Origin of the sequence: Rhizobium esperanzae (genome assembly GCF_014197615.1) — a bacterium.
In the GTDB taxonomy this organism is placed as follows: Bacteria; Pseudomonadota; Alphaproteobacteria; order Rhizobiales; family Rhizobiaceae; genus Rhizobium; species Rhizobium esperanzae_A.
On sequence record NZ_JACIFY010000014.1, the window covers coordinates 72363 to 92950 of the forward strand.

General features: G+C 63.2%; 19 protein-coding genes. 14 read left to right on the forward strand and 5 right to left on the reverse strand.

Annotated features, from left to right (window positions below):
• Positions 1-63: 63 nt before the first annotated feature.
• From GGD57_RS19015 to GGD57_RS19025, 3 genes are all read right to left on the reverse strand, one after another.
• Positions 64-1326, reverse strand: coding sequence for an ABC transporter substrate-binding protein (locus GGD57_RS19015; RefSeq protein ID WP_184471850.1), 1263 nt, complete (start codon positions 1324-1326; stop codon positions 64-66).
• Positions 1327-1429: 103 nt separating this feature from the next.
• Positions 1430-2329 carry a TIM barrel protein gene (locus GGD57_RS19020; RefSeq protein WP_184471851.1) on the reverse strand — a complete coding sequence of 300 codons (900 nt, stop codon included), beginning with the start codon at positions 2327-2329 and terminating at the stop codon, positions 1430-1432.
• A 10-nt stretch (positions 2330-2339) separates the two neighbouring features.
• Entirely contained in the window at positions 2340-3374 is a 1035-nt protein-coding gene (locus tag GGD57_RS19025) for a Gfo/Idh/MocA family oxidoreductase (RefSeq protein ID WP_184471852.1), read from the reverse strand.
• Positions 3375-3508: 134 nt separating this feature from the next.
• Between GGD57_RS19025 and GGD57_RS19030 the strand changes: the two genes are divergently transcribed.
• From GGD57_RS19030 to GGD57_RS19045, 4 genes are all read left to right on the forward strand, one after another.
• The gene (locus GGD57_RS19030) at positions 3509-4552 is read left to right on the forward strand and encodes a substrate-binding domain-containing protein (protein ID WP_184471853.1); all 1044 of its coding nucleotides are present in this window, start codon (positions 3509-3511) and stop codon (positions 4550-4552) included.
• A gap of 149 nt (positions 4553-4701) precedes the next feature.
• Complete coding sequence (locus GGD57_RS19035; RefSeq protein ID WP_184471854.1) at positions 4702-4983, forward strand: ribbon-helix-helix domain-containing protein; 282 nt, start codon at positions 4702-4704, stop codon at positions 4981-4983.
• Positions 4973-5284, forward strand: coding sequence for a type II toxin-antitoxin system RelE/ParE family toxin (locus tag GGD57_RS19040; RefSeq protein ID WP_184471855.1), 312 nt, complete (start codon positions 4973-4975; stop codon positions 5282-5284). The genes GGD57_RS19035 and GGD57_RS19040 overlap by 11 nt, the downstream gene beginning before the upstream one ends.
• Before the next feature lie 128 nt (positions 5285-5412).
• Positions 5413-6630, forward strand: a complete 1218-nt coding sequence (locus tag GGD57_RS19045) for an SfnB family sulfur acquisition oxidoreductase (RefSeq protein WP_184471856.1) — start codon at positions 5413-5415, stop codon at positions 6628-6630.
• A 227-nt stretch (positions 6631-6857) separates the two neighbouring features.
• Here the strand turns inward: GGD57_RS19045 and GGD57_RS19050 are convergent, their stop codons facing one another.
• Entirely contained in the window at positions 6858-8066 is a 1209-nt protein-coding gene (locus GGD57_RS19050) for an acyl-CoA dehydrogenase family protein (protein ID WP_184471857.1), read from the reverse strand.
• Positions 8067-8143: 77 nt separating this feature from the next.
• Positions 8144-9190, reverse strand: a complete 1047-nt coding sequence (locus GGD57_RS19055; protein ID WP_184471858.1) for a substrate-binding domain-containing protein — start codon at positions 9188-9190, stop codon at positions 8144-8146.
• A 234-nt stretch (positions 9191-9424) separates the two neighbouring features.
• Here GGD57_RS19055 and GGD57_RS19060 point away from each other — a divergent pair, with 234 nt between their 5' ends.
• The 10 genes from GGD57_RS19060 to GGD57_RS19105 all read left to right on the forward strand — a co-directional run bounded on the left by GGD57_RS19060 (position 9425) and on the right by GGD57_RS19105 (position 20579).
• Entirely contained in the window at positions 9425-10909 is a 1485-nt protein-coding gene (locus tag GGD57_RS19060) for a sugar ABC transporter ATP-binding protein (RefSeq protein WP_184471859.1), read from the forward strand.
• On the forward strand, positions 10906-11967 hold the full coding sequence (locus GGD57_RS19065) for an ABC transporter permease (RefSeq protein ID WP_184471860.1): 1062 nt from the start codon (positions 10906-10908) through the stop codon (positions 11965-11967). The genes GGD57_RS19060 and GGD57_RS19065 overlap by 4 nt, the downstream gene beginning before the upstream one ends.
• Before the next feature lie 18 nt (positions 11968-11985).
• Positions 11986-13383, forward strand: coding sequence for an LLM class flavin-dependent oxidoreductase (locus GGD57_RS19070; RefSeq protein ID WP_184471861.1), 1398 nt, complete (start codon positions 11986-11988; stop codon positions 13381-13383).
• 123 nt (positions 13384-13506) lie between these two features.
• A complete protein-coding gene (locus GGD57_RS19075) occupies positions 13507-15117 on the forward strand; it encodes an ABC transporter substrate-binding protein (RefSeq protein WP_184471862.1) in 1611 nt (536 codons plus the stop codon).
• A gap of 40 nt (positions 15118-15157) precedes the next feature.
• On the forward strand, positions 15158-16147 hold the full coding sequence (locus tag GGD57_RS19080; protein ID WP_184471863.1) for an ABC transporter permease subunit: 990 nt from the start codon (positions 15158-15160) through the stop codon (positions 16145-16147).
• On the forward strand, positions 16144-16977 hold the full coding sequence (locus GGD57_RS19085) for an ABC transporter permease (protein WP_184471864.1): 834 nt from the start codon (positions 16144-16146) through the stop codon (positions 16975-16977). The genes GGD57_RS19080 and GGD57_RS19085 overlap by 4 nt, the downstream gene beginning before the upstream one ends.
• Positions 16974-17765 (forward strand): ABC transporter ATP-binding protein, encoded by a 792-nt coding sequence (locus GGD57_RS19090; RefSeq protein WP_184471865.1) that lies wholly within the window; start codon positions 16974-16976, stop codon positions 17763-17765. Before GGD57_RS19085 ends, GGD57_RS19090 begins: the two co-directional genes overlap by 4 nt.
• Complete coding sequence (locus tag GGD57_RS19095) at positions 17762-18541, forward strand: ABC transporter ATP-binding protein (RefSeq protein ID WP_184471866.1); 780 nt, start codon at positions 17762-17764, stop codon at positions 18539-18541. Before GGD57_RS19090 ends, GGD57_RS19095 begins: the two co-directional genes overlap by 4 nt.
• 11 nt (positions 18542-18552) lie before the next feature.
• A complete protein-coding gene (locus GGD57_RS19100) occupies positions 18553-19647 on the forward strand; it encodes a pyridoxal-phosphate-dependent aminotransferase family protein (protein ID WP_184471867.1) in 1095 nt (364 codons plus the stop codon).
• A gap of 68 nt (positions 19648-19715) precedes the next feature.
• Entirely contained in the window at positions 19716-20579 is an 864-nt protein-coding gene (locus GGD57_RS19105) for a glycerophosphodiester phosphodiesterase (protein ID WP_184471868.1), read from the forward strand.
• The last annotated feature ends 9 nt before the right edge of the window (positions 20580-20588 follow it).

Here is a 20588-nt window from a genome sequence, read left to right on the forward strand (position 1 = left end):
ATTCTTCCTTCAGCCTCGCAGAATGGGCTGCGCCAGAGGCGCAGCCCAGCGTTCAAGGTCGCGCTACTGATTTTCCTGCGCGTCGTCGTAAACCTGCTTGATCTGTTCGACGAACTGCTCCGCGGTCAGACTGCCCTGGAAGAGACCGGTGTCTTTCTGATTGAGCACGTCGTAGTAGCCGGGGACCGGCCAGTCAGGATAGAAACCGAGGCCATTTTTGTCAGAGATCTGCTTGAAAACAGCTGCGGCGTTCTTGCCGATGGGGTTGGTGATGGCGGAAAGATCAGCGGCGATCGGCACGCCGCCGGCATTGCCGAGTTCAGCTTGGTATTTCGGCGACAAGGTCAGGCTGATCCACTCGGCGGCGAGATCGGGATTCTGGCTACCCTTGGGAACGACCCAGAGATTGCCTGTCGAGCCGACCGAATATTTCGGCGTCGGAATGACGAACTGACCCCACTTGAAGTCCTTGATGGTCGAGGCGAAAGTGCCGAGATTCCACGTGCCCGAGACGTACATCGGCGCCTTGCCGGAGGTAAAGAGCAGAGCCGCGTCCGTGTCCTTCATGCCCGTGGAGTCTTTGTTGATGTAGCCCTTGCCGACCCAGTCGACCAATGTCTGCGCCGCATAGAGGTAGGGCGCGCCGTCGAGGGGGGCCTTCAAACCCTGATAATTCTGGACCCAGGCGTCATCAGCCTTGGTATAGGCGAGAGAGGCAAGCAAGTGCTGGCCACTGGTGTCGATGGCGCCGAGCGCGAGAGGTGTGAGACCCTTCTGCTTGAAGGCTTCCATGCTGGCGACCCACTCTTCGAGCGTCGTCGGCGGCTTGAGGCCTGCCTTTTCGAACATGTCGATATTGTAGAAGCACGAAACATATTCGCCGAAGACCGAGACGCCCCAGACGGGGCCGGAGCCATAGATGCCCTTTTCGTCATAACGGCTTAGGACAAAATCGCCTTCGTTAAGGATCTTGTCCCAGCCTTCCTTCTTCACATAGGCATCCAGATTGGTCAGCAATCCCTGGCTTGCAACCAGGCCAGCGGTCGCATTGCCCTTGTTGTACTCGAGCACGTCGGGGGCCTGATCGGAATTGAGGATCATGCCGCCTGAGGCCTGCAATTGCTGAAAGGTCTTCTGCTCGAAGCTGACGGTAACGTCCGGATGTTTCGTCTTGAACTCCTCGAGCGCTTTCTTCCAGACAATGCCCTGAGCCGTGGTCGGCTCCTCGAACCACCAGATCTTGAAGGTCTTCTGCTCGGCATGGCCGATCGATGTCATCAGCATCGCCGTGCCGAGTGCCAGCGCAAGTCTTGCAATTCTTTTCATGCTTTCCTCCCAAAGAAGCGGCTGCGCCGCGAAAAGACCAAGTTAGTCAGTCGTGGTGCCCCGCCAGGCCTCCCAGCCGGCGGCGCCCCACCTTAGGCGTCGATCAGGGATCAACAACGAAATCTCCGCCCCGGCATTTCTTCAGATAGTTGAGCCCGTGAATCTGACCAGTCATTTCGAGTTCGTCGCGATAGACCGGATCGTGCCAGCCTTCGATGTCGATCGAACCCGACCAGCCGGCAAGGCGCAGTTCGGAAATGATGTCGGTCCAGTTGCTGTCGCCAAAGCCCGGCGTGCGCATGAAGACGAATTTCTCCTTGCCGAAGATACCGTGTTCCTTGATGACCTCCCAGCGGATGGTCGCGTCCTTGCCGTGAACGTGGAAGATCTTGTGCGCCCATTTGCGGATCTGCGGCATGGGGTCGATCAGATAGACCATCTGATGGCACGGTTCCCACTCCAGCCCGATATGATCATCCGGCGTCTCGTTGAACATCAGTTCCCAGGCATCGGGATTATGCGCGATGTTCCAATCGCCGCTTGCCCAATTGCCGTCCATGGCACAATTCTCGAAGGCGATCCTGATGCCCTTGTCGGCGGCGCGCTTGGCGAGCTCGCTCCAGATCTCTCTGTAGCGCGGCAGACTGTCGGTCAGCGGCTTGCCGCGAATGCGGCCGGTGAAGCCGGCGACGCAGGTGGCGCCGAAGTGATGGGCGTTGTCGATGCAGTCCTTCCAACCCTGCAGCGTCTCCAGGTCGATCGCGTCTTCTTCCAGTGGATTGCCGAACATGCCGAGCGTCGAGATGGTGATGTCGCGGTCGCCGATCGCATCGAGGCAGCGTTTGCCGAGTTCGGCGAGGTTCTGGCCCTTCGTCGTCTGCCAGAAGAAGGGTTCGAAGCTCTCGAAGCCGAGGTCGGCGATCTGGCCGATGCGCGCGGCGGCATCGCCCTTGTTGCCGCTGACCATGGTGCCGATGCGAATGGATTTTGCAGGGTTGCTCACGTCACTCATCCTATGCTGAAATTTCGATGCGCCGGCCGGTCTTGGCGCTTTCGATCGCGCCGAAGACCATGGCAAGGCTTCTGATATTGTCGGAATTGACGGTCTCGGGCTGCTTGCCGGTGCGGATTGCCGCGATGAAATCGGCAATGACGCTGGCGTGGCCGTGGGTTTCCTCGTCGTGCTCCGGACCGGGAACGTTTACGGAAACAAAGCCGTGCAAGAGGCCGGGCTCTTGCCCCGCGACGGCCGCTTTGAAGCTCTCCTCGCCGTCCCAGGTCAGCATTCCCTTCGAGCCGACGAGCCGCCACTGGCTTTCCCAGCTGGTGCGCTCGCCTTCGGCACACCAGGAGCCGCGATAGGTGAACACGATGTCGTCGGAAAATTCGAATATCGCGTTCGCCGACGCGCCGTGCCGGTACCATGAACCCTTCGGATTGCGCTCGACGCAATAGACGGCGAGCGGCTTTTTATCCGCGACGTAGCGGGCGGCATCGAAGGTGTGGATCGCCATGTCGAGAAGCAGCACATTGTCCATGTCTTCGCGGAAGCCGCCGAAATGCGGCGCGAGGAAAAAGTCGCAATGGATGCCGGTGAGTTCGCCGATCGCGCCGCTGTCGACGAAACGGCGCAGGCGCCGGATCCCCGAGATGAAACGGCGGTTCTGGATGACGGCATGGATGCGGCCGGTCTCGGTGGCGAGATCGATCAGCGCGGCCCCTTCTGCGAGCGAGGCGGCCATCGGCTTTTCGCTCAGCACATGGCAGCCGGCCTTCAGCGCCGTCGAAACAACGTCGTAGCGCGCGGCCGGAATGACGATGTCAAAGACCAGATCGGCCTTGGTGGCAGCGATGACTTCGGACAGGTCAGAGCCGATGGCGGCGCCTTCCAGACCGAACTCGGCGGCGAGCTTTTCCGCCGTCTCCCGGTTCAGGTCGACGAGGCCGACGACGGCGATAGACTCGGCGAGTTGAGGGTTGGAAGCGATGGCGCGCAACCAACCTTTGGACATAGCTCCGCACCCGCACAGAATGGCACTGAATTTCACGATTTCCTCCAGGGAATGGCGCCAACTCTCCTCGTGACACGCACTCCGTAAACGTTTACGAATGGTGGCGGAAACATTTTGCGATGTCAATAGACGCCAAATGCGAAATTGCAGATCGGGGAAAATCAACAGCGATGAAGGGGATCCGCCAGCTTGCCGAGCAGTTGGATATTTCGATCGGCACGGTCTCTCGGGCGCTGAACGGCAAGCCTGATGTCAACGACGAAACGCGGCGCCGCGTGCTGGCCGCAGCCGAGGAACTCGGCTACGTCGCCAATCAATCGGGACGGAGCCTGAGGCAGGGCGAGACGAAGGTCATCGGCTTGATGATTGAATCCAGCGCCGAGGCGGTCGAAAATGCCGACAACTTCTTTCTCGGCGTCATCAGCGGCCTGCAGAGCGTCTTTGCCCGCCACAAACTCGACCTGATCATGCTGCCCTGCCCGAGCGACGAGGACCCGCACGAATATCTGAAGCGCATGGTGGCGCGACGCATCGTCGATGCGATGATCATCTCGAACACGCAGCGCATCGACCGGCGCATCGATCTTCTGTCGCGGGCAAAGATCCCCTTCGTTGCCGTCGGCCGCAGTGTTTCGGCCAGCAATTCCCCCTGGATCGATCTCGATTTCGAGGGCGTGGCCGACCGTGCCGTCGAGCGGCTGATCGCGCGCGGCCATCGCCGGATCGCGATCACCGCGCCATCGAGCGAGGTCAACCTCGGCTACGTCTTTCTCGACAGTTATCGCCGCGCGCTCGAACGCCACGATATCGCCTTCGACCCGTCGCTCGTCATCCGCGTCAGGTCGAGCGAACAGGGCGGTTATCAGGCGGCGCATGAGCTGCTGCTGCTTGAAGAGCGGCCGACGGCGGTGATCCTGATCTACGAGCTGATGGCAATCGGCCTTTACCGCCGCCTGATGGAATCGGGCGTCATACCCGGCCGCGACCTTGCGGTGATCGGCTTCCGCGACGCTCCGCGGGCGCAGTTCCTGCAACCGTCGCTCAGCTGCTTTCGCATGTCGCTCTACGACCTCGGCGCCGCGCTCGGCCGGATGCTTCTCGCCAACATGCCGGCCTATCGGGAGGTCTATCCTGATGAGGCCTGCAACATCATCTGGCCGCTTGAGTTGACGCCGGGTGAAAGCGACGCGTTTCAGGTCGGAGCTATGGTCTGAGCTGCAGGCTTGGTGGCCTTTTGTCAGCACGGTGCTGGGCGGTCGACGACTTTGGCAGGAAACCGCGGAGATGGAATCGAGGCCGGGATGGTTGGCAGAGCGGCAGGATAGTAGTAAACTTTACTACCACCAGACCGAGGAGGCCAAAAATGCCGAATGTCGAGAAAGTGAGCGTAGCCGTTACGACGCATCAGGCCGCCCTGCTTCGCGACGTGGTCAAGACCGGCGCCTACGCTACTACAAGTGAAATCGTCCGCGAAGCCGTCCGCGACTGGGAGGCCAAATGGGAAGCCCGCCAGGCTGATGCCAAACGCTTGCGGGAGCTTTGGGACGAAGGCAAGGCTAGCGGCGATCCCGTGCGGGTCGATTTCGATAAGCTCCGCGAAGAGGCTCGTCAGGAACTGAGCGCTGCCCTCAACAATGCCCGTTGATCTCGTTTGGCTGCCCCAGGCACTGGCCGACGTTCGTGATATTTATGTGCAGGTCGGTCTGGAACAACCACAGGCGGCCGAACGGCTTTTCGATAGTTTTGAGCGGAAGGCGAAGCTGCTGATCGAGCAGCCGCGTATCGGTAGACGCCGACCTGAAATCCGGCCCGGGGCGCGCATGTTGGTCGAAGCGCCGTTTATTATGCTCTATGAGACCATTCCGGATACGGACGAGAGACCTGTCCGAACCGTCAATATTGTGCGCGTCCTTCACGGCAAGCGTGATCTCGCATCGCTCGATTGAGCCGAGGCGTGACCGCCGGGGGCTGATAAGCAAACACTTTTTATTTTCTATCACATCTATAGAATTTGTACTCTTATCTCGGCGTGCGATTTCTTTCACCGATAGCATCCTCAGAATTGGAGGCATCGATGAACAGCGTGTTGAGGCAAACAGACCAGATCCGGCCCGTGGCCGCTCGTATCGACAGCGAGGAGGAGGCGATCGCCACCGCCCGCAGGCTGGCGGCGCAATTTGCCGCGCGCGCCGCCGAGCGTGACGCCGACCGGATCCTGCCTTTCGGGGAGCTCGACCTCCTCGCGCAGTCCGGACTTCTGGCGATCACCGTGCCTTCGCAATATGGCGGGCTCGACGTGTCCAATGCCGTGCTTGCCGAGATCACTGCGATCCTGGCGCAGGCCGACGGTTCGATCGGCCAGATCCCGCAAAATCATTTCTATATTCTCGAAGCGCTCAGAACCGACGGCAGCGAGGAGCAGCAGCGCTATTTCTTCGGCCGCGTTCTGGCCGGTGACCGTTTCGGTAACGCGCTTTCCGAGCGCGGCACGAAGACGGTCGGCCATTACAACACCCGCATCACCCGCGATGGCCCGGGTTACCGGATCACCGGCCGCAAATTCTATTCCACCGGCGTTCTCTTCGCCGATTGGATCACCGTCTTCGCGCTCGATCCCGAGGAGCGGCTGACCATGGCTTTCGTGCCGAAGGGAACCGAAGGCGTCGAGATCATCGACGACTGGGACGGTTTTGGCCAGCGCACCACCGGCAGCGGCACGACGATCCTCGACAATGTCTATGTCAGCGCCGATTCCGTGGTCTTTCATCACAAGGGCTTCGAGCGGCCGACGACGATCGGCTCGGTCGGCCAGATCATCCATGCCGGTATCGATCTCGGCATCGCACGCGCCGCTTTTGCAGAAACGCTCGAGTTCGTCAGGACGAAATCGCGCCCCTGGATGGATAGCGGCCTCGACCGCGCCTCCGACGATCCGCTGACGGTCGCCAAGGTCGGCCAGATCGCCATTCGGCTGGAAGCAGCAACCGCCCTTGTCGAACGCGCTGGCCACAAGGTGGACGCCGCCCAGGTCGAGACGACGGAGCAAAAGGTGATCGAGGCCACGCTTGCGGTCGCCGCCGCCAAGGTGCTGACGACTGAGGTGGCGCTCGAGGCTTCGAATACGCTCTTCGAGCTCGCCGGAACCTCGTCGGTGCAGATCGGCCTCAATCTCGACCGCCACTGGCGCAATGCCCGCACCCATACGCTGCACGACCCGGTACGCTGGAAGTACCACGTTGTCGGCAACTATCATCTGAACGGCGTGACGCCGCCGAAGAACGGCGCGCTCTGAAGTTTCAGCCGTTTCTCAAAACCACGGCGAAACCCTGTGACCTCGTCCTCGGCCTTGTGCCGAGGATCTGCGCAGCTCTAACTAAGCATCTGAAAAATAAACATTTATTGTCAGTAAATTGCCGTGGTTAAATGCTCGGCACAAGGCCGAGCATGACGGAGGAGAGGTTGTCACAAGCTGACCCACCGCGGCGGTGGGTTTTGCTTCCGGTGGCGGGCATCACCGCCTCAGCTGTAGAGGCTGACCTCCGGGATCCGGTCGTTCAGCACGAATTCGCCGACTTCCCTTGCCTTGTAGAAGACCGGGTCGTGCAGCGTGTGGGTGCGGACATTGCGCCAGAACCGATCGAAGCGGTGTTTGTCAGCCGTCGAGCGCGCACCGGTCAGCTCGAAGACGCGCGAGGTGATGTCCAGCGAGGCATGGGTGGCGTGGACCTTGGCGGCATAGGCTTCCGCCGCCGCCTCGCCGCGCTCGCGCGCCGTCACATCGCGGCCGCGGGCAAGGCCGGCCTGCACGGCTGATGCCGCGTTGTCGGCAAGCGCTGCCGAAGCCTTCAGTGTGGCGGTGAATTCGCCGACGCGCTCAAGGATATAGGGATCGTCGGCGGCGCGCTCGACGCCTGAGGTGATCCACGGCCTGGTGGTGGTTCTGACATAATCGACAGCCGCTTGCAGCGCGCCTTCGGCCGTGCCGAGATAAAAATTGACGAAGACCAGCTGGATGAATGGCGTGTTGAAGGTTGAAAGCACCGGTGCGGCGGCATCGGGCGCGGCGGGAACGCCGACGAAATCCTCCTCGTAGACCGGGAAATCGTGGAACTCGACGCTGCCGCTGTCGGACAGGCGTTGGCCGATATTGTCCCAGTCATCATGGGCGACGTAGCCCGGCCGATTGGTCGGCACGGCGAAGCCGGCGATCTTGTCGTCGAGAGCCGCATTGGCATTGATATAGTCGGAGACCCGTGCCGCCGTGGAGAAGGATTTGCGGCCGTTCAGCACATAGCCGTTGCCGCGGCGGGTCAGCACCAATCCGGGATCGCGTGGATTGACCGCCGCCCCCCAGTAAAGGTTCCTGGCGACAGTCTCGCTGCCCAGCGCATGGGCGCGCGCGGGTTCGAGCGCCCAATAAATATATTGGCTGTTGACATAGTGATAGCCGAGCAGTTGGCCGATCGAGCTTTCGCCGCGGGCCAGAATGCGCACGAGCTTCAGCCCGTCGACCCAATCGAGACCGCCGCCGCCGATCTGGGTCGGATGCAGCGCGTTGAGCAGGCCGGCATTCTTCAGTTTGATGATCTCGGCAAGCGGGGGGCGGCCTTCGCGATCGAGATCGGCGGCGCGCCGGGAAAGGTCGGCCGAGATTTCCTCGGCGCGGGCAAAGAGGTCTTCGCGTGTCGGGTTGCGACTGGCCGCGAAGATCACATTGGATTGGCTCATGGCGGAACTCCAAATCTTCAAAAGATGATCCGGCGGGAACCGAACGCTCCCGCCGGAAAGATCGAGGATGAAAAGCCTCAGAACAGCTTGTCCGGGATCCAGCTGGCGGTCGCCGCATCGCTCGTGCTGAAGGCGGGGATCTTGGCGGCCAGTTCCTCGATCGTCTTGACGCCGGCGGCGCGCAGGCTCTCCTGCGTCAGAAGCGTCGGTTTGACCGTGATCTGGCGAGGAACGGTCTGGCCGGCGATTTCGAGGGCGGCGGCGCGGATGGAGACGGCGCCGACCACGGCCGGATTGGTCGCGACGGTCGCGACCCACGGGCTGCCTTCTTCGGTGATTTCCTGGATGTCGGCCGTCGAGACATCGGCCGAATAGATCTTGAGCTTTTTCGATATGCCGAGATCGTTGGCGGCGAGCTTCACGCCGCGGGCGAATTCGTCATAGGGGGCAAAGACGACTGAAATATCGGGATTGGCGGTGAGCGCGGCCTTCGCCTGGTCGGCGGTCGAGGTCGCCGTCGTATCGCTGACATTGCCGAAGCGAGCCTTTTCGACCACGCCGGTATTTTCGGACTTGAACTTGTCCCAGACTTCGTTGCGGCGGTCGAGCGGCGCAAAGCCAGCGACATAGACATAGCCGGCTTTGAAGTCCTTGCCGTTGTCCTTCACCGCCTGTTCGAGGGCCAATGACGCGAGTTCGTGGTCGCTCTGCTCCACCTGCGGGATCTTCGGATTGTTGAGGTTGACGTCGAAGGCCACGACCTTGATGCCCTTGTCGAGCGCCTGCTGGACGACATCGCCGAGCGATTCCGGCAGGCCATGGTCGATGACGATGCCGGAGACGCCGAGATTGATCGCCTGCAGGATCTGCTCCCGCTGCTCGGCAGCGTCCTGCCGGCCGGGGAAGACACGCAGGTCGATATCCAGCGCCTTGGCCTGGGCCTCGGCACCGGCCTGATAGGCCTGGAAGAAATCACCGGCCGAGATGTAGCTGATCAGCGCCACCTTCACGCCACCCTTGTCGAAGGGAGCCGGCGCACCGGACAGGCCGTCGGCACTTGCCCCTTGAATGAAGATGAAGGGAATGACGGCGGCAGACAGTGCAAGCCGTGCGAGGGATTTCATCGTCGTATTCCTTTAGCAATGAGGTGCGTCGTCTGACAGGACCGGCAGCCCCAGCGACGTGTCGGATTATTTAGATATAATCTCTATGTTTTTAGTAGATTAAATGATCCGATTTTACCGGCTGCGGGAGATTCTTTGTTTCCCGCAGACAGTTCGCAAGGGAAAGGCGTGCCTGGAGTTCGACCGCCCGGAGAGGGCACACTCCTGATACAAATGCAGCCCCGGACATGATCGATGCCGCTTCTTCAGATTGAAAACATCACCCGCAGCTTCGGCTCGACACGGGCGCTTGCCGGTGCTGCTCTTTCGATGGAGCGTGGCGAGATCGTGGCGCTGATGGGGGCCAACGGCGCGGGCAAATCGACGCTGGTCAAGATCCTGTCCGGCGTGCTTGCGGCCGATGGCGGCATGGTCAGTTTCGACGGCCGCCCCTTTGCGCCGCGCAGTCCGGCCGAAGCGGCAAAAGCCGGTGTCGTCACCGTGCATCAGTCGACCGATCTGGTCGGCACCGCCGGACTGACCGTCGCCGATGCCCTGCTTCTCAACCGGTTCGCCGATCGCAGCACGCCCTTCTTCGTCTCGCGTGCTGGCATTCGCCGTGCCGCACAGGCCATGCTCGATTCTGCCGGTTTCAGCCTGTCGCTCGATCGTGATTTCGGCGAACTCACCAGCGCCGACCGGCAACTCGTGGCGATCGCCCGGGCGCTTGCCAACCGCGCCGACCTCCTCATCCTCGACGAGCCGACGGCGAGCCTTTCCGGAGAGGAAAGCCGCCGCCTCTTCGATATTCTGCTCAGGCTTCGCGAGCGGGGCCTGGCAATCCTCTATATCTCCCATCGCACAGCCGATCTCGAAGCCATCGCCGACCGCGCGCTCGTCATGCGCGGCGGCCGTGTCGTCGGCACCTTCGCGCGGCCGATCGATTTTTCGGCCGCCATCGAGACGATGATCGGCCGCAGGCTGGATGCGGCCCGGCCGGATGCCCGGCCGGCGACCGGACCTGCGATTTTCGAAATGCGCGATATCAGCCTGCTGCCCGAAAGTGCGACCTTCGATCTGTCATTGCACGAAGGCGAGGTGGTGGCTGTGACCGGCGTGCTCGGCGCCGGCAAGAGCCGGCTGCTGCAGGCGATCTTCGGCGTGACGGCGCTTCGCCGTGGCGCGATGTTTCTCGATGGTCGTCCCTACCGGCCGAAAAACCCGGCCGAGGCGATCGCTGCGGGTGTCGCAATGGCGGCCGAAGACCGGCATCGTTCCTCGCTGATGCCGCCGGCATGGCCCGGCCATTCGCTGTCGGCGACGATCAGCCTGCCGCATCTCGGCAAATGGTATCCCCACGGTTTTCTCCTCGGCGGACGGGAGCGGCGCGAGGCCGAGCAGGCGATTGCCCGTTTCGGCATCAAGGCCGCCGGCCCGCTCGCTTCGATCTGGTCGCTGTCCGGCGGCAACCAGCAGAAGGCGGTGATCGCCCGCTGGGAGGCGGAACCAAGCCGGCTGCTGCTGCTCGACGAACCGTTCCAGGGCGTCGATGTTGGCGCCCGCCATGACATCATCCGGGCAATCCGTTCCCGCACCGACCGGGCGACGCTGATCGCGACCTCCGATCCGGAGGAAGCCTACGAGGTGGCCGACCGCATCATGGTCATCGACCGCCATGTGTTGGAACCCGCTGCAGGCGGCTTTGCCGCTCTTTCCGCCATTCAGGGAATTTCCGCATGACGACGATCGACAACGACACTCTTGCCCAGGCACGCACGCGGGCAAAGACGCCGCCCGAAGCCGAGAGCGGCCGCCTCGCTGCTCTCGGGGCCTTGCTGCGGGCGGGCGCTGTGTTCATTCTGCTTGCGGCTCTCGTCGTCGGCTTCACCATCGCCGAGCCCGCCTTCATCAATATCGCCAATCTGATGAGCATCCTGCAGGCGGTGTCCGTGGTCGCCATCCTTGGGGCCGGCGTCACTGTCACCCTTGCTGTCGGCGGCTTCGACCTGTCGATCGGCGCAGTCGCCGCATCAAGCGTCATGGCGGCAAGCTACGCGATGATCGTCTGGCAGTTCGACGTCTACACGACGGTGCCGCTGGTGCTGGCCTTCGGCGCCCTGGTCGGGCTCGTCAACGCCTTCCTCATCGTGCGCTTGAGAGTGCCCGATCTCTTGGCGACGCTGGCGATGATGTTCCTGCTTTCCGGCCTGCAGCTGATCCCGACGGCCGGCCGGTCGATTTCAGCAGGCCTCACCTTGCCCGACGGCACGAAGGCGACCGGGGCCTATGACCCGGCCTTCCTGCTGATCGGCCGCTACAGCATCCTCGGCACCCTTCCCGTTTCCGTGGTGCTGATGGCGACGGTCGCCGTTGCGCTCTTCGTGCTCACCGAACGCACCCGCATCGGCCGGCTGCTGTTTGCGACCGGCGGCAACGAGGTCGCCGCCCGGCTTGCCGGCGCCTCGACCGTCAGGCTGAAGACCCTCGCCTATGTCCTGTCGGGCACGCTGGCCTCGCTCGGCGGCATCGTCATTGCCGCCCGTGTCGGGCGCGGCGACATTTCCTCCGGTGGCTCGCTGCTGATGGATTCGGTCGCCGCCGCGCTGATCGGCTTTGCCGTTCTCAATCTGCGCCGTCCGAACGTGCTCGGCACCATCGCCGGCGCCGTCTTCGTCGGCGTGCTCCTGAACGGCCTCACCATGCTGAACGCCCCCTACTACACCCAGGATTTCGTCAAGGGCGCCGTGCTCGTCGGAGCTTTGGCCCTGACCTACGGCCTCGGCCGCAGCAATCCTTAAATTCCAAGGAAGAAAGACATGACCCGCCAAATCAGGCTGAACGCCTTCGACATGAATTGCGTCGGACACCAGTCGCCGGGGCTCTGGCGCCATCCGCGCGACAAGTCCTGGACCTACAAGGATCTCGACTACTGGGTGCATCTGGCAAAGACGCTGGAACGCGGCAAGTTCGACGGGCTGTTCATCGCCGACGTGCTCGGCGTCTACGATGTGCTGAACGGCAATGTCGATGCGGCCCTTCGCCATTCGGCGCAGGTGCCGGTCAACGATCCGCTGCAGCTCATCCCGACCATGGCCTATGCGACCGAGCATCTCGGTTTCGGCCTGACGGCATCGCTCTCCTTCGAGCATCCCTATACCTTCGCACGCCGCATCTCGACGCTCGACCACCTGACCAAGGGGCGCGTCGGCTGGAATATCGTCACCTCCTATCTCAACAGCGGTGCGCTGAATATCGGCCAGCCGGCGCAGACGAAGCATGACGACCGCTACGATCTCGCCGAAGAATATCTCGAGGTCTGCTACAAGCTCTGGGAGGGCAGCTGGGAGGATGGCGCCGTCGTCCGCGACCGGGAAGCCGGCATCTTCACTCACCCCGACAAGGTTCATCCGATCGGTCATTCCGGCAGACATTTCAACGTGCCCGGCATCCATTTGAGCGAGCCGTCGCCGCAACGTACGCCGGTGCTCTACCAGGCCGGCGCCTCCAGCCGCGGCAAGGATTTCGCCGGCGCCCATGCCGAATGCATCTTCGTCGCCTCGCCGTCAAAGGCCGTGCTGAAACGTTACGTCGCCAATGTTCGCGAGGCCGCCGAGCGCGCCGGCCGCAACCCGCGGGAAATCCTCGCCTTCAACCTGCAGACCGTTGTTCTCGGCGAGACGGATGCGGAGGCACAGCGCAAGTTCAAGGAATACCGCAAATACGCCTCTTTCGAGGGTGCACTGACGCTGATCTCCGGCTGGACCGGCATCGATTTCGGTCAGTTCGGCCCGGACGAGGTGCTGCGCCACCGTCATACCAATGCCGTGCAATCGGCCGTGGAGACCTTCACGACCATCGATCCGACCAAGGAATGGACGGTGCGCGAAATGGCCGACTGGGTCGGCGTCGGCGGGTTTGGCCCGGTTTTCGTCGGCTCGCCGCAGACCGTCGCCGATCTGATGCAGGAATGGGTCGAAGACACCGATGTCGACGGCTTCAACCTTGCCTATGCCGTGACGCCCGAGAGTTTCGAGGATGCGGTCGATCTGCTGGTGCCGGAATTGCAGAAACGCGGCGTCTACAAGACGGAATATGCCAAGGGAACGCTGCGTGAAAAGCTTGGGGGCGCCGGGCCGCGTCTCGTCGCCCCGCATCCGGGTGCGGCCTATCGCGATCTCTTCAAAGAGCCCACCCGTTTTGCGGCCAATGGTTGAACGAATAATGGCTGGGTGACAAAAAATGTCTCGCGATGTCCGAGGTTTAGAGTCTAACCTCTATGACAATCGATATTTCGCCCTGAATATGGGCGCTCGGAATTCGATCGATCAGGAGGGGTCATGACCGTACCATCTATCTCGCGGCGCACACTGATGAAGGGCACCGCCCTGCTCCTCGCTTCGACGGCGCTGGCCAGGCAAGCTCTTGCTCAGGATGTGCCAAAGGGTGGTCGACTGGTCGTAGCTTCCGATTCTGAGCCGAAAAACCTCAATCCCGCCATCGTCGCCTCGAACGGCGTTTTCTTCATCGCCAGCAAGGTGATCGAACCGTTGGCCGAAGCCTCGTTCGACGGCAAGGACGGGCTTGCGCCGCGTCTTGCCACCTCCTGGGAGGGCTCGCCCGACGGCCTCTCCGTCACTTTCAAGCTGCGCGACGGCGTCACCTGGCACGACGGCAAGCCGTTCACCTCGGTCGATGTCGCCTTTTCCGCCCTCAATATCTGGAAGCCGCTGCAGAATCTCGGCCGCCTGGTCTTTGCCAATCTCGAAGCCGTCGATACCCCCGACGATTACACTGCCGTCTTCCGCTTCTCCAAGCCGACGCCGTTCCAGCTCATCCGCAATGCCCTGCCCGTCGTCACCAGCGTCGTCGCCAAGCACATCTTCGACGGCAGCGATATCGCCACCAATCCGGCCAACAACACGCTCGTCGGCACCGGCCCCTTTACCTTCGCCGAATACAAGCCCGGCGAATATTACCGGCTGGCGCGCAATGAGAATTACTGGGGCAAGGATCAGCCGAAGCTCGACGAGATCGTCTTCCGCGTGCTGCCCGACCGCGCGTCGGCGGGCGCGGCACTCGAAGCCGACGAAATCCAGCTTGCCGCCTTCTCGGCGGTGCCGCTCGCCGATCTCGACCGCATCTCCAAGGTCGAGGGCATCAAAGTGATCTCCAAGGGTTATGAGGCCTTGACCTACCAGCTCGTCGTCGAGATCAATCACCGCCGCAAGGAGCTCGCCGACCTCCGGGTCCGCCAGGCGATCGCGCAGGCGATCGACAAGAAATTCGTGGTCGACACGATTTTCCTCGGCTACGCTGCGGCTTCGACCGGTCCGGTGCCGAAGAACGCGCCGGAGTTCTATACCTCAGATGTAGCGGCCTATGAATTCGACCCTGCTGCGGCCAACGATATTCTCGACAAGGCAGGGTACAAGCAAGGCGCGGACGGCAACCGCTTCAAGCTGAAGCTGCGCCCCGCGCCCTATTTCAACGAGACGCGGCAGTTCGGCGACTATCTTCGCCAGGCGCTCGCCGTGATCGGCATCGATGCGGAGATCGTCAATGCCGATGCGGCCGCGCATCAGAAGGCTGTTTATACCGACCACGATTTCGATCTCGCGGTCGGCCCGCCGGTTTTCCGCGGCGATCCGGCAATCTCCACCACCATTCTCGTTCAATCCGGCACTCCTGCTGGCGTGCCCTTCTCCAACCAGGGCGGCTACGTCAATCCGGAGCTCGACAAGATCATCAAACAGGCCTCCGAGACTGTCGATACGGCGGCCCGCACCGATCTCTACCGCAAGTTCCAGCAGCTCGTCGTCGCCGATCTGCCGCTGATCAACGTCGCGGAATGGGGCTTTATCACCGTCGCGCGCGACACCGTGCTCAACGTCTCCGACAATCCGCGCTGGGCCGTCTCGAACTGGGGCGATACCGTGCTGCAGTCGTGATAGGATTGGCGGCAATTCTCTTCCAGAGGCCCTGTCCGGCGTGAAACGTGCAATCATCCTCCTGAGGCGCAGGGCGATCAGCGCCATTCCGGTGCTGCTGATCGTGGTGATCTTCACCTTTTTCCTGCTCGAATCCGCCTCGGGCGATGCCGTCGACGCCTATCTCGGCTCGATCGGCGGCGGCGATGCAGCACTGAGGCAGTCGCTGCGTGAGAGTTATGGCCTCGACCAGTCGATGCTTGCGCGCCTCTGGCTCTATCTCTCCTCGCTGGCCCGGTTCGATCTCGGCTGGTCAGTCGCCTTCAACCGGCCGGTCGGCGAACTGATCGCCGAACGCCTGCCCAACACGCTGCTGCTGATGGGAAGCGCCACGGCGCTTTCCTTCGGCCTCGGCTCGGCCCTCGGCATCCTTGCCGGCGCGCGGCCGGGCAGTTTGCGGGACCGGCTGCTGTCGATCGGTTCGCTTGTTGTTTATGCCATTCCGAGCTTCTGGCTTGGCCTGGTCTTGGGCATCGCCTTTTCGGTGAAGCTGCGCTGGTTTCCGATCGCCGGCATCGAGACGATTGCGTCCGGCAAGACGGGCCTCACTCGGGTGCTTGATATTGCCGATCATCTGGTTCTACCGGTCGGCGCGCTGGCCTTGATCTATCTCGCCCTGTTCCTGCGGGTGATGCGCGCCGGCATGACCGAGGCCTGGAAACTGGATTTCGTGCTCTTCGCCCGCGCCAAAGGCCTGTCGCGCAGCCGCATCGTGCTCCGCCACGTGGCGCGCAATGCGCTGCTGCCGCTCGTCACCATGCTCGGGCTGCAATCGGCCGCCATGCTTGGCGGCAGCGTGGTGATCGAGAGTGTCTTTGCCATTCCCGGTTTCGGGCGCTTAGCGCAGGAGGCGGTCAGCGGCCGCGACGCGCCGCTGTTGATGGGCATTATCGTCACCAGCGCCGTCCTCGTCATTTCGGTCAATTTCCTCGTCGATCTCGTCTATGCCGCGCTCGACCCGCGCATCGGCGCTTCGGAGGGCGGCGCATGAGCCGTTTCCGGCGCCTCCTCAGCACGCCGGAAGGCGTGGCCGGGCTTGCGATCCTTGTTGTTCTGCTTCTGGCCGGGCTCTTCGCTCCCATCATCTCGCCGGGCGATCCGCTGAGGATTGCCGGCCGGGCGCTGCTTGCGCCATTCACCGACCCGGCTTTTCCACTCGGGACGGATCGCTTGGGCCGCGACGTGCTCGCGGGGCTTGTTTACGGCGCGCGTACCTCGCTTGCCGTCGGCCTTGCTGCGGCCTTTTCGGCCATGATCCTCGGGCTTTGCGTCGGCATGGCGGCGGGTTTTGCCGGCGGGATCGTCGACGAGGCGCTGATGCGGGTGGTCGATGCCTTCCAGATCATGCCGGGTTTCCTGCTGGCGCTCGCCTTCGTCAGCACCATCGGTGTTTCGACGCCTGTCATCGTTCTTGCCATCGCGCTCGGCGCCTGGGCCGATCCGGCGCGGCTGACGCGGGCGCAGGTGCTGGCGATCCGCGAGCAGGATTACGTCGCCTCGGCAAGGGTGATCGGCATGCATCCTGTGGAGATCGCCTTTCGGGAAATCTTGCCGAACGCGCTGCCGCCAGTGCTGGCGCTGTCCGCCACTATCGTCGCCGGTGCGATCCTCACTGAGGCAGCACTTTCCTTTCTGGGCCTCGGCAATCCGAATATCGCCACCTGGGGCTCGATGATTGCCGAGGGACGCAGCGTCTTGCGATCGGCCGCCTACCTCTCCGTCATCCCGGGTGCCGCACTTGCCGTAACCGTGCTCGGCGTCCATCTCTTCAGCGAGGGTCTCGGCAAGGCGTTTGGCGATGACGGCGGGAGGCCGGCATGAGCGGCATTTTTTGCAGCATCCGGCAGCTTTCGGTCGCCTATACCAGCGGCAACGCTGTCGCCGCGCTCGACCGCGTCGATCTCGATATCGCTGCCGGTGAAAGGCTGGCGATCATCGGCGAAAGCGGCTCCGGCAAGAGCACGCTCGCCCGGGCGCTCGCCGGTCTGCTGCCTGATGGAGCCAAAGTCGGTGGCGAGATGCACTGGCCCGCACTTGGCCATCCGCCTCGGCCGGGCCGCGATTTCTGCTTCGTCTTCCAGGACCCCGGCACGAGCCTCAATCCGGTGCTGACGATCGGCGAGCAGATCGCCGAGGGCGCCAGGCGCCATCTCGGGCTTAGCTGGAAACAGGCCTCCATCAGGGCCGAGGGATTGCTCGAACGGGTGCGGATGCCGGAGCCCGGCAAGGTGATGCGAGCCTTTCCGCACCAGCTTTCCGGCGGTCAGCGCCAGCGCGTGGCGATCGCGGCGGCAATTGCTGCAAGGCCGGCGCTGCTGATCGCCGATGAGGCGACCAGCGCACTTGACGTCGTGGTCCAGGCCGAGATCGTCCGCCTGCTCGACGGGTTGGTGCGCGAGGACGGCATGACGCTGCTTTTCATCACCCACGACATCGCGCTTGCCTCCGGCTTCGTCGACCGGATCGCCGTCTTCCGCGATGGGCGCCTCATCGAGGCAGGCCCCGTCCGTTCGGTGCTTTCGGCACCGAAAAGTGACTATACCGCGTCTCTCATCGCCAGCCATCGCGACCTCGCCACGCCGCCGCTGATCGCGCAGGCGTCCCCATGAGCCCGCTGCTTTCCATCGAAAACATCACGAAAGGCTTTTCGTCGGCGGGCCGCCAGATCACGGCTCTCGACAATGTTTCGCTGACGATCGCAGCCGGGGAAACGCTCGGGCTGGTTGGCGCCTCCGGCAGCGGAAAATCGACGCTGTCGCGTATCCTGCTGCGGCTTCTCTCCTGCGACGCCGGCTCGATCCGCTTCGAGGGAGAGGATTGGCTGTCCCTGAAGAGTGCCGCCCTGCGCCCCAAACGGGCGCGCATGCAGATGGTGTTTCAGGATCCGCTGGCTGCCTTCAACCCGCTGGCGTCGGTCGGTTCGGTGCTCGATAATCCCTTGCGCATCCACGGCGTCGTGCCGAAAGACCGGCGTGCCGGCGAGATCGCCATGCTCCTCGAACGTGTCGGTCTCACCGCCGACTATAATGGCCGGCCGGTTCGCGCGCTCTCCGGCGGTCAGCGCCAGCGTGTGGGGATTGCCCGGGCGATCGCCACACGGCCGTCGCTGCTGGTGCTCGACGAGGCGGTCTCGGCGCTCGACGTCACCGTGCGCGGCAGGATCCTCGAGCTTCTGGTCGATCTGCAGAAGCAACAGGGCATTGCCTGTCTGTTCATTTCGCATGATCTTGCCGTGGTCCGGGCCGTCTCCCACCGCATCGCCGTCATGGATGGCGGGCGGATCGTCGAGACGGGTCCGGCAGCCGCAGTCGTTGCCGCGCCGCAATCGGCCGCCGCCCGCGCCCTTGTTGCAGCCGTTCCGCGTCTTGTGACCGATCCGCCCTGAAGGAGATGTCGATGTTCGACCCCGGTTGGAATCCCCTGCACGGCGTCCCCTCCTATCCGGCGGAACGCTACGGCGCCCTCGCCGACAGGATCGGCGGCATCTTGCAGAGCTGCAGCGACATAGTGCTGGTGCAGGCCGAGGCGGTGGTGGCGCTGGAAGCTGTGGCGGTCAGCCTTGCGCGCCCCGGCCTCTCCGCCCTCAACATCGTCACCAGCCCCTATGGCGGCTGGTTCGGGCAATGGCTGCGGCGGGGCGGTGCTGCGGTTCGGGATATCGTCACCGAACCGGGCTTGCCGATCGAGATCGAGGCCGTCGCCAGGGCGCTCGACGCCAGGCCCGAGATCGATGTGCTGGCTGTGGTTCATGCGGAATCGGCGAGCGGCATCCTCAACCCGCTGCCCGAGATACTGGCGCTGGCCCGTGCCCACGGCATCGTCACCGTCGTCGATGCGGTCGCCTCCGTCGGCGGACATGAGTTCGATGTTGACGAACTCGGCATCGACATCGCGGTGATCGGCCCGCAGAAAGCGCTTGGCGGTCCGGCCGGTCTATCGGCGCTTTCAGTCAGCCGCCGCGCCTGGGAGCTTATTCTGAGCGACGGTGCGCCGCGTGATTCGATCCTGTCATTGGCGGATTTGAAGGCATGGCTCGACGGCGGCAGACAGGCTCTGCCGGGAACGCCGGCGCCGCTGGAATTCTTCGCGCTGGAGGCCGCACTCGACCGCATCGAGGGCGAAGGCCTGGAGAAGATCGTTGCCCGCCATGCGCTGGCGGGATCGGCGACACGGGCGGGGCTGACCGCGCTCGGCGCCGGCGCCTGGGTGCCGGCGGCAAGGGCGTCGAACCTGGTGACGGCGGTGCCGGTGCCGCAGGGCCTGGCGCCGGCGGCGCTGATTGCAGCCGCCGGACGGTTGGGCGTCGAGCTGACCGAAGGTGTCGGGACTGCGCCGGTCCGTCTGGTGCGGCTGAACCACACGGGTCAGCGCGCCTCGTTCCAGACGGTGCTCTCGAATGTCGTCGCCTATGGCGCAGCCCTCAGGCAGGCCGGCCATGCCTGCGATATCGCCGCTGCTGCGGAAGCGATATCCGCGGCCTACAGCCGCTGAACCGTATCCGCCTCTTGATAAATCCAGCGCGTCGAGGCAGGAGAGTGGCATCACGGAGACTTGGTCTAATGACTGGATTGCTGGATGCGCAGGGCCTGGAGATTTCGCATGAGGGGCATCGCACCCGCCTGAAATGGCACCGATTGCGCAAACGATTTGCCGATCCGCTGTTTTCTGCCGAGGTGATGGCGGAGGGTTTTGCAGCAGGCGCCTCGATGGAACTCGATCTGCGTGTGCGCGCCGATGGCGGTTTCGTCGTGCTGCATGATGAAGAGCTCGAAGGTGAAACAACCGGGTACGGCCCGATCGCCGAAAAGAGCTTCGGCGATCTCAGCGCTATCAGGATGAAAGAGGGCGACCGGCCGCTGATCCTCAGCGAGAACCTCGCCGCCATGCTGCAATCGGCCCACCCGGCCGCGCTGCTGCAATTCGACATCAAGGACGATTACGCGGCGATCGGCGCCAGGGGTATCGAGCATCTTGCCGCGCATTTCCGCGATATTTCCGCCTCGGTGATCGTCAGCGGCGGCAGTCTCGACCTCATCGTCGCGGTCAAAGAGAAGCTTCCCAATCTTCTGCGCGGCATCGATCCCACGGACAAGCTCTATGATATCAGGCAGACCGGTGGCTGGAAGGCTGTCGAGGTGGAATTGCGCGCCGACCTGCGCGGGCCGACCGAACCGGACACGATCTATCTCCACTGGCCGCTGATCCTTGATGCCGCCAATGGAGGTCTCGACATGATCGCGCTCTGCCAGGACGAAGGCAAACGCGTCGATGCCTGGACTTTTACGCTCAAGAATCCTGAAGCCGGTTTCAGCGACGAGGAATGGCGGAATTTCCGGGCGCTGATGGCTTTGAAGCCGGATCAGGTCACCACCGACGAGGCGCCGGCCACCGAGCGCGCCTGGGACCGCCGCATGGCGGGCTGACTGGCGGGG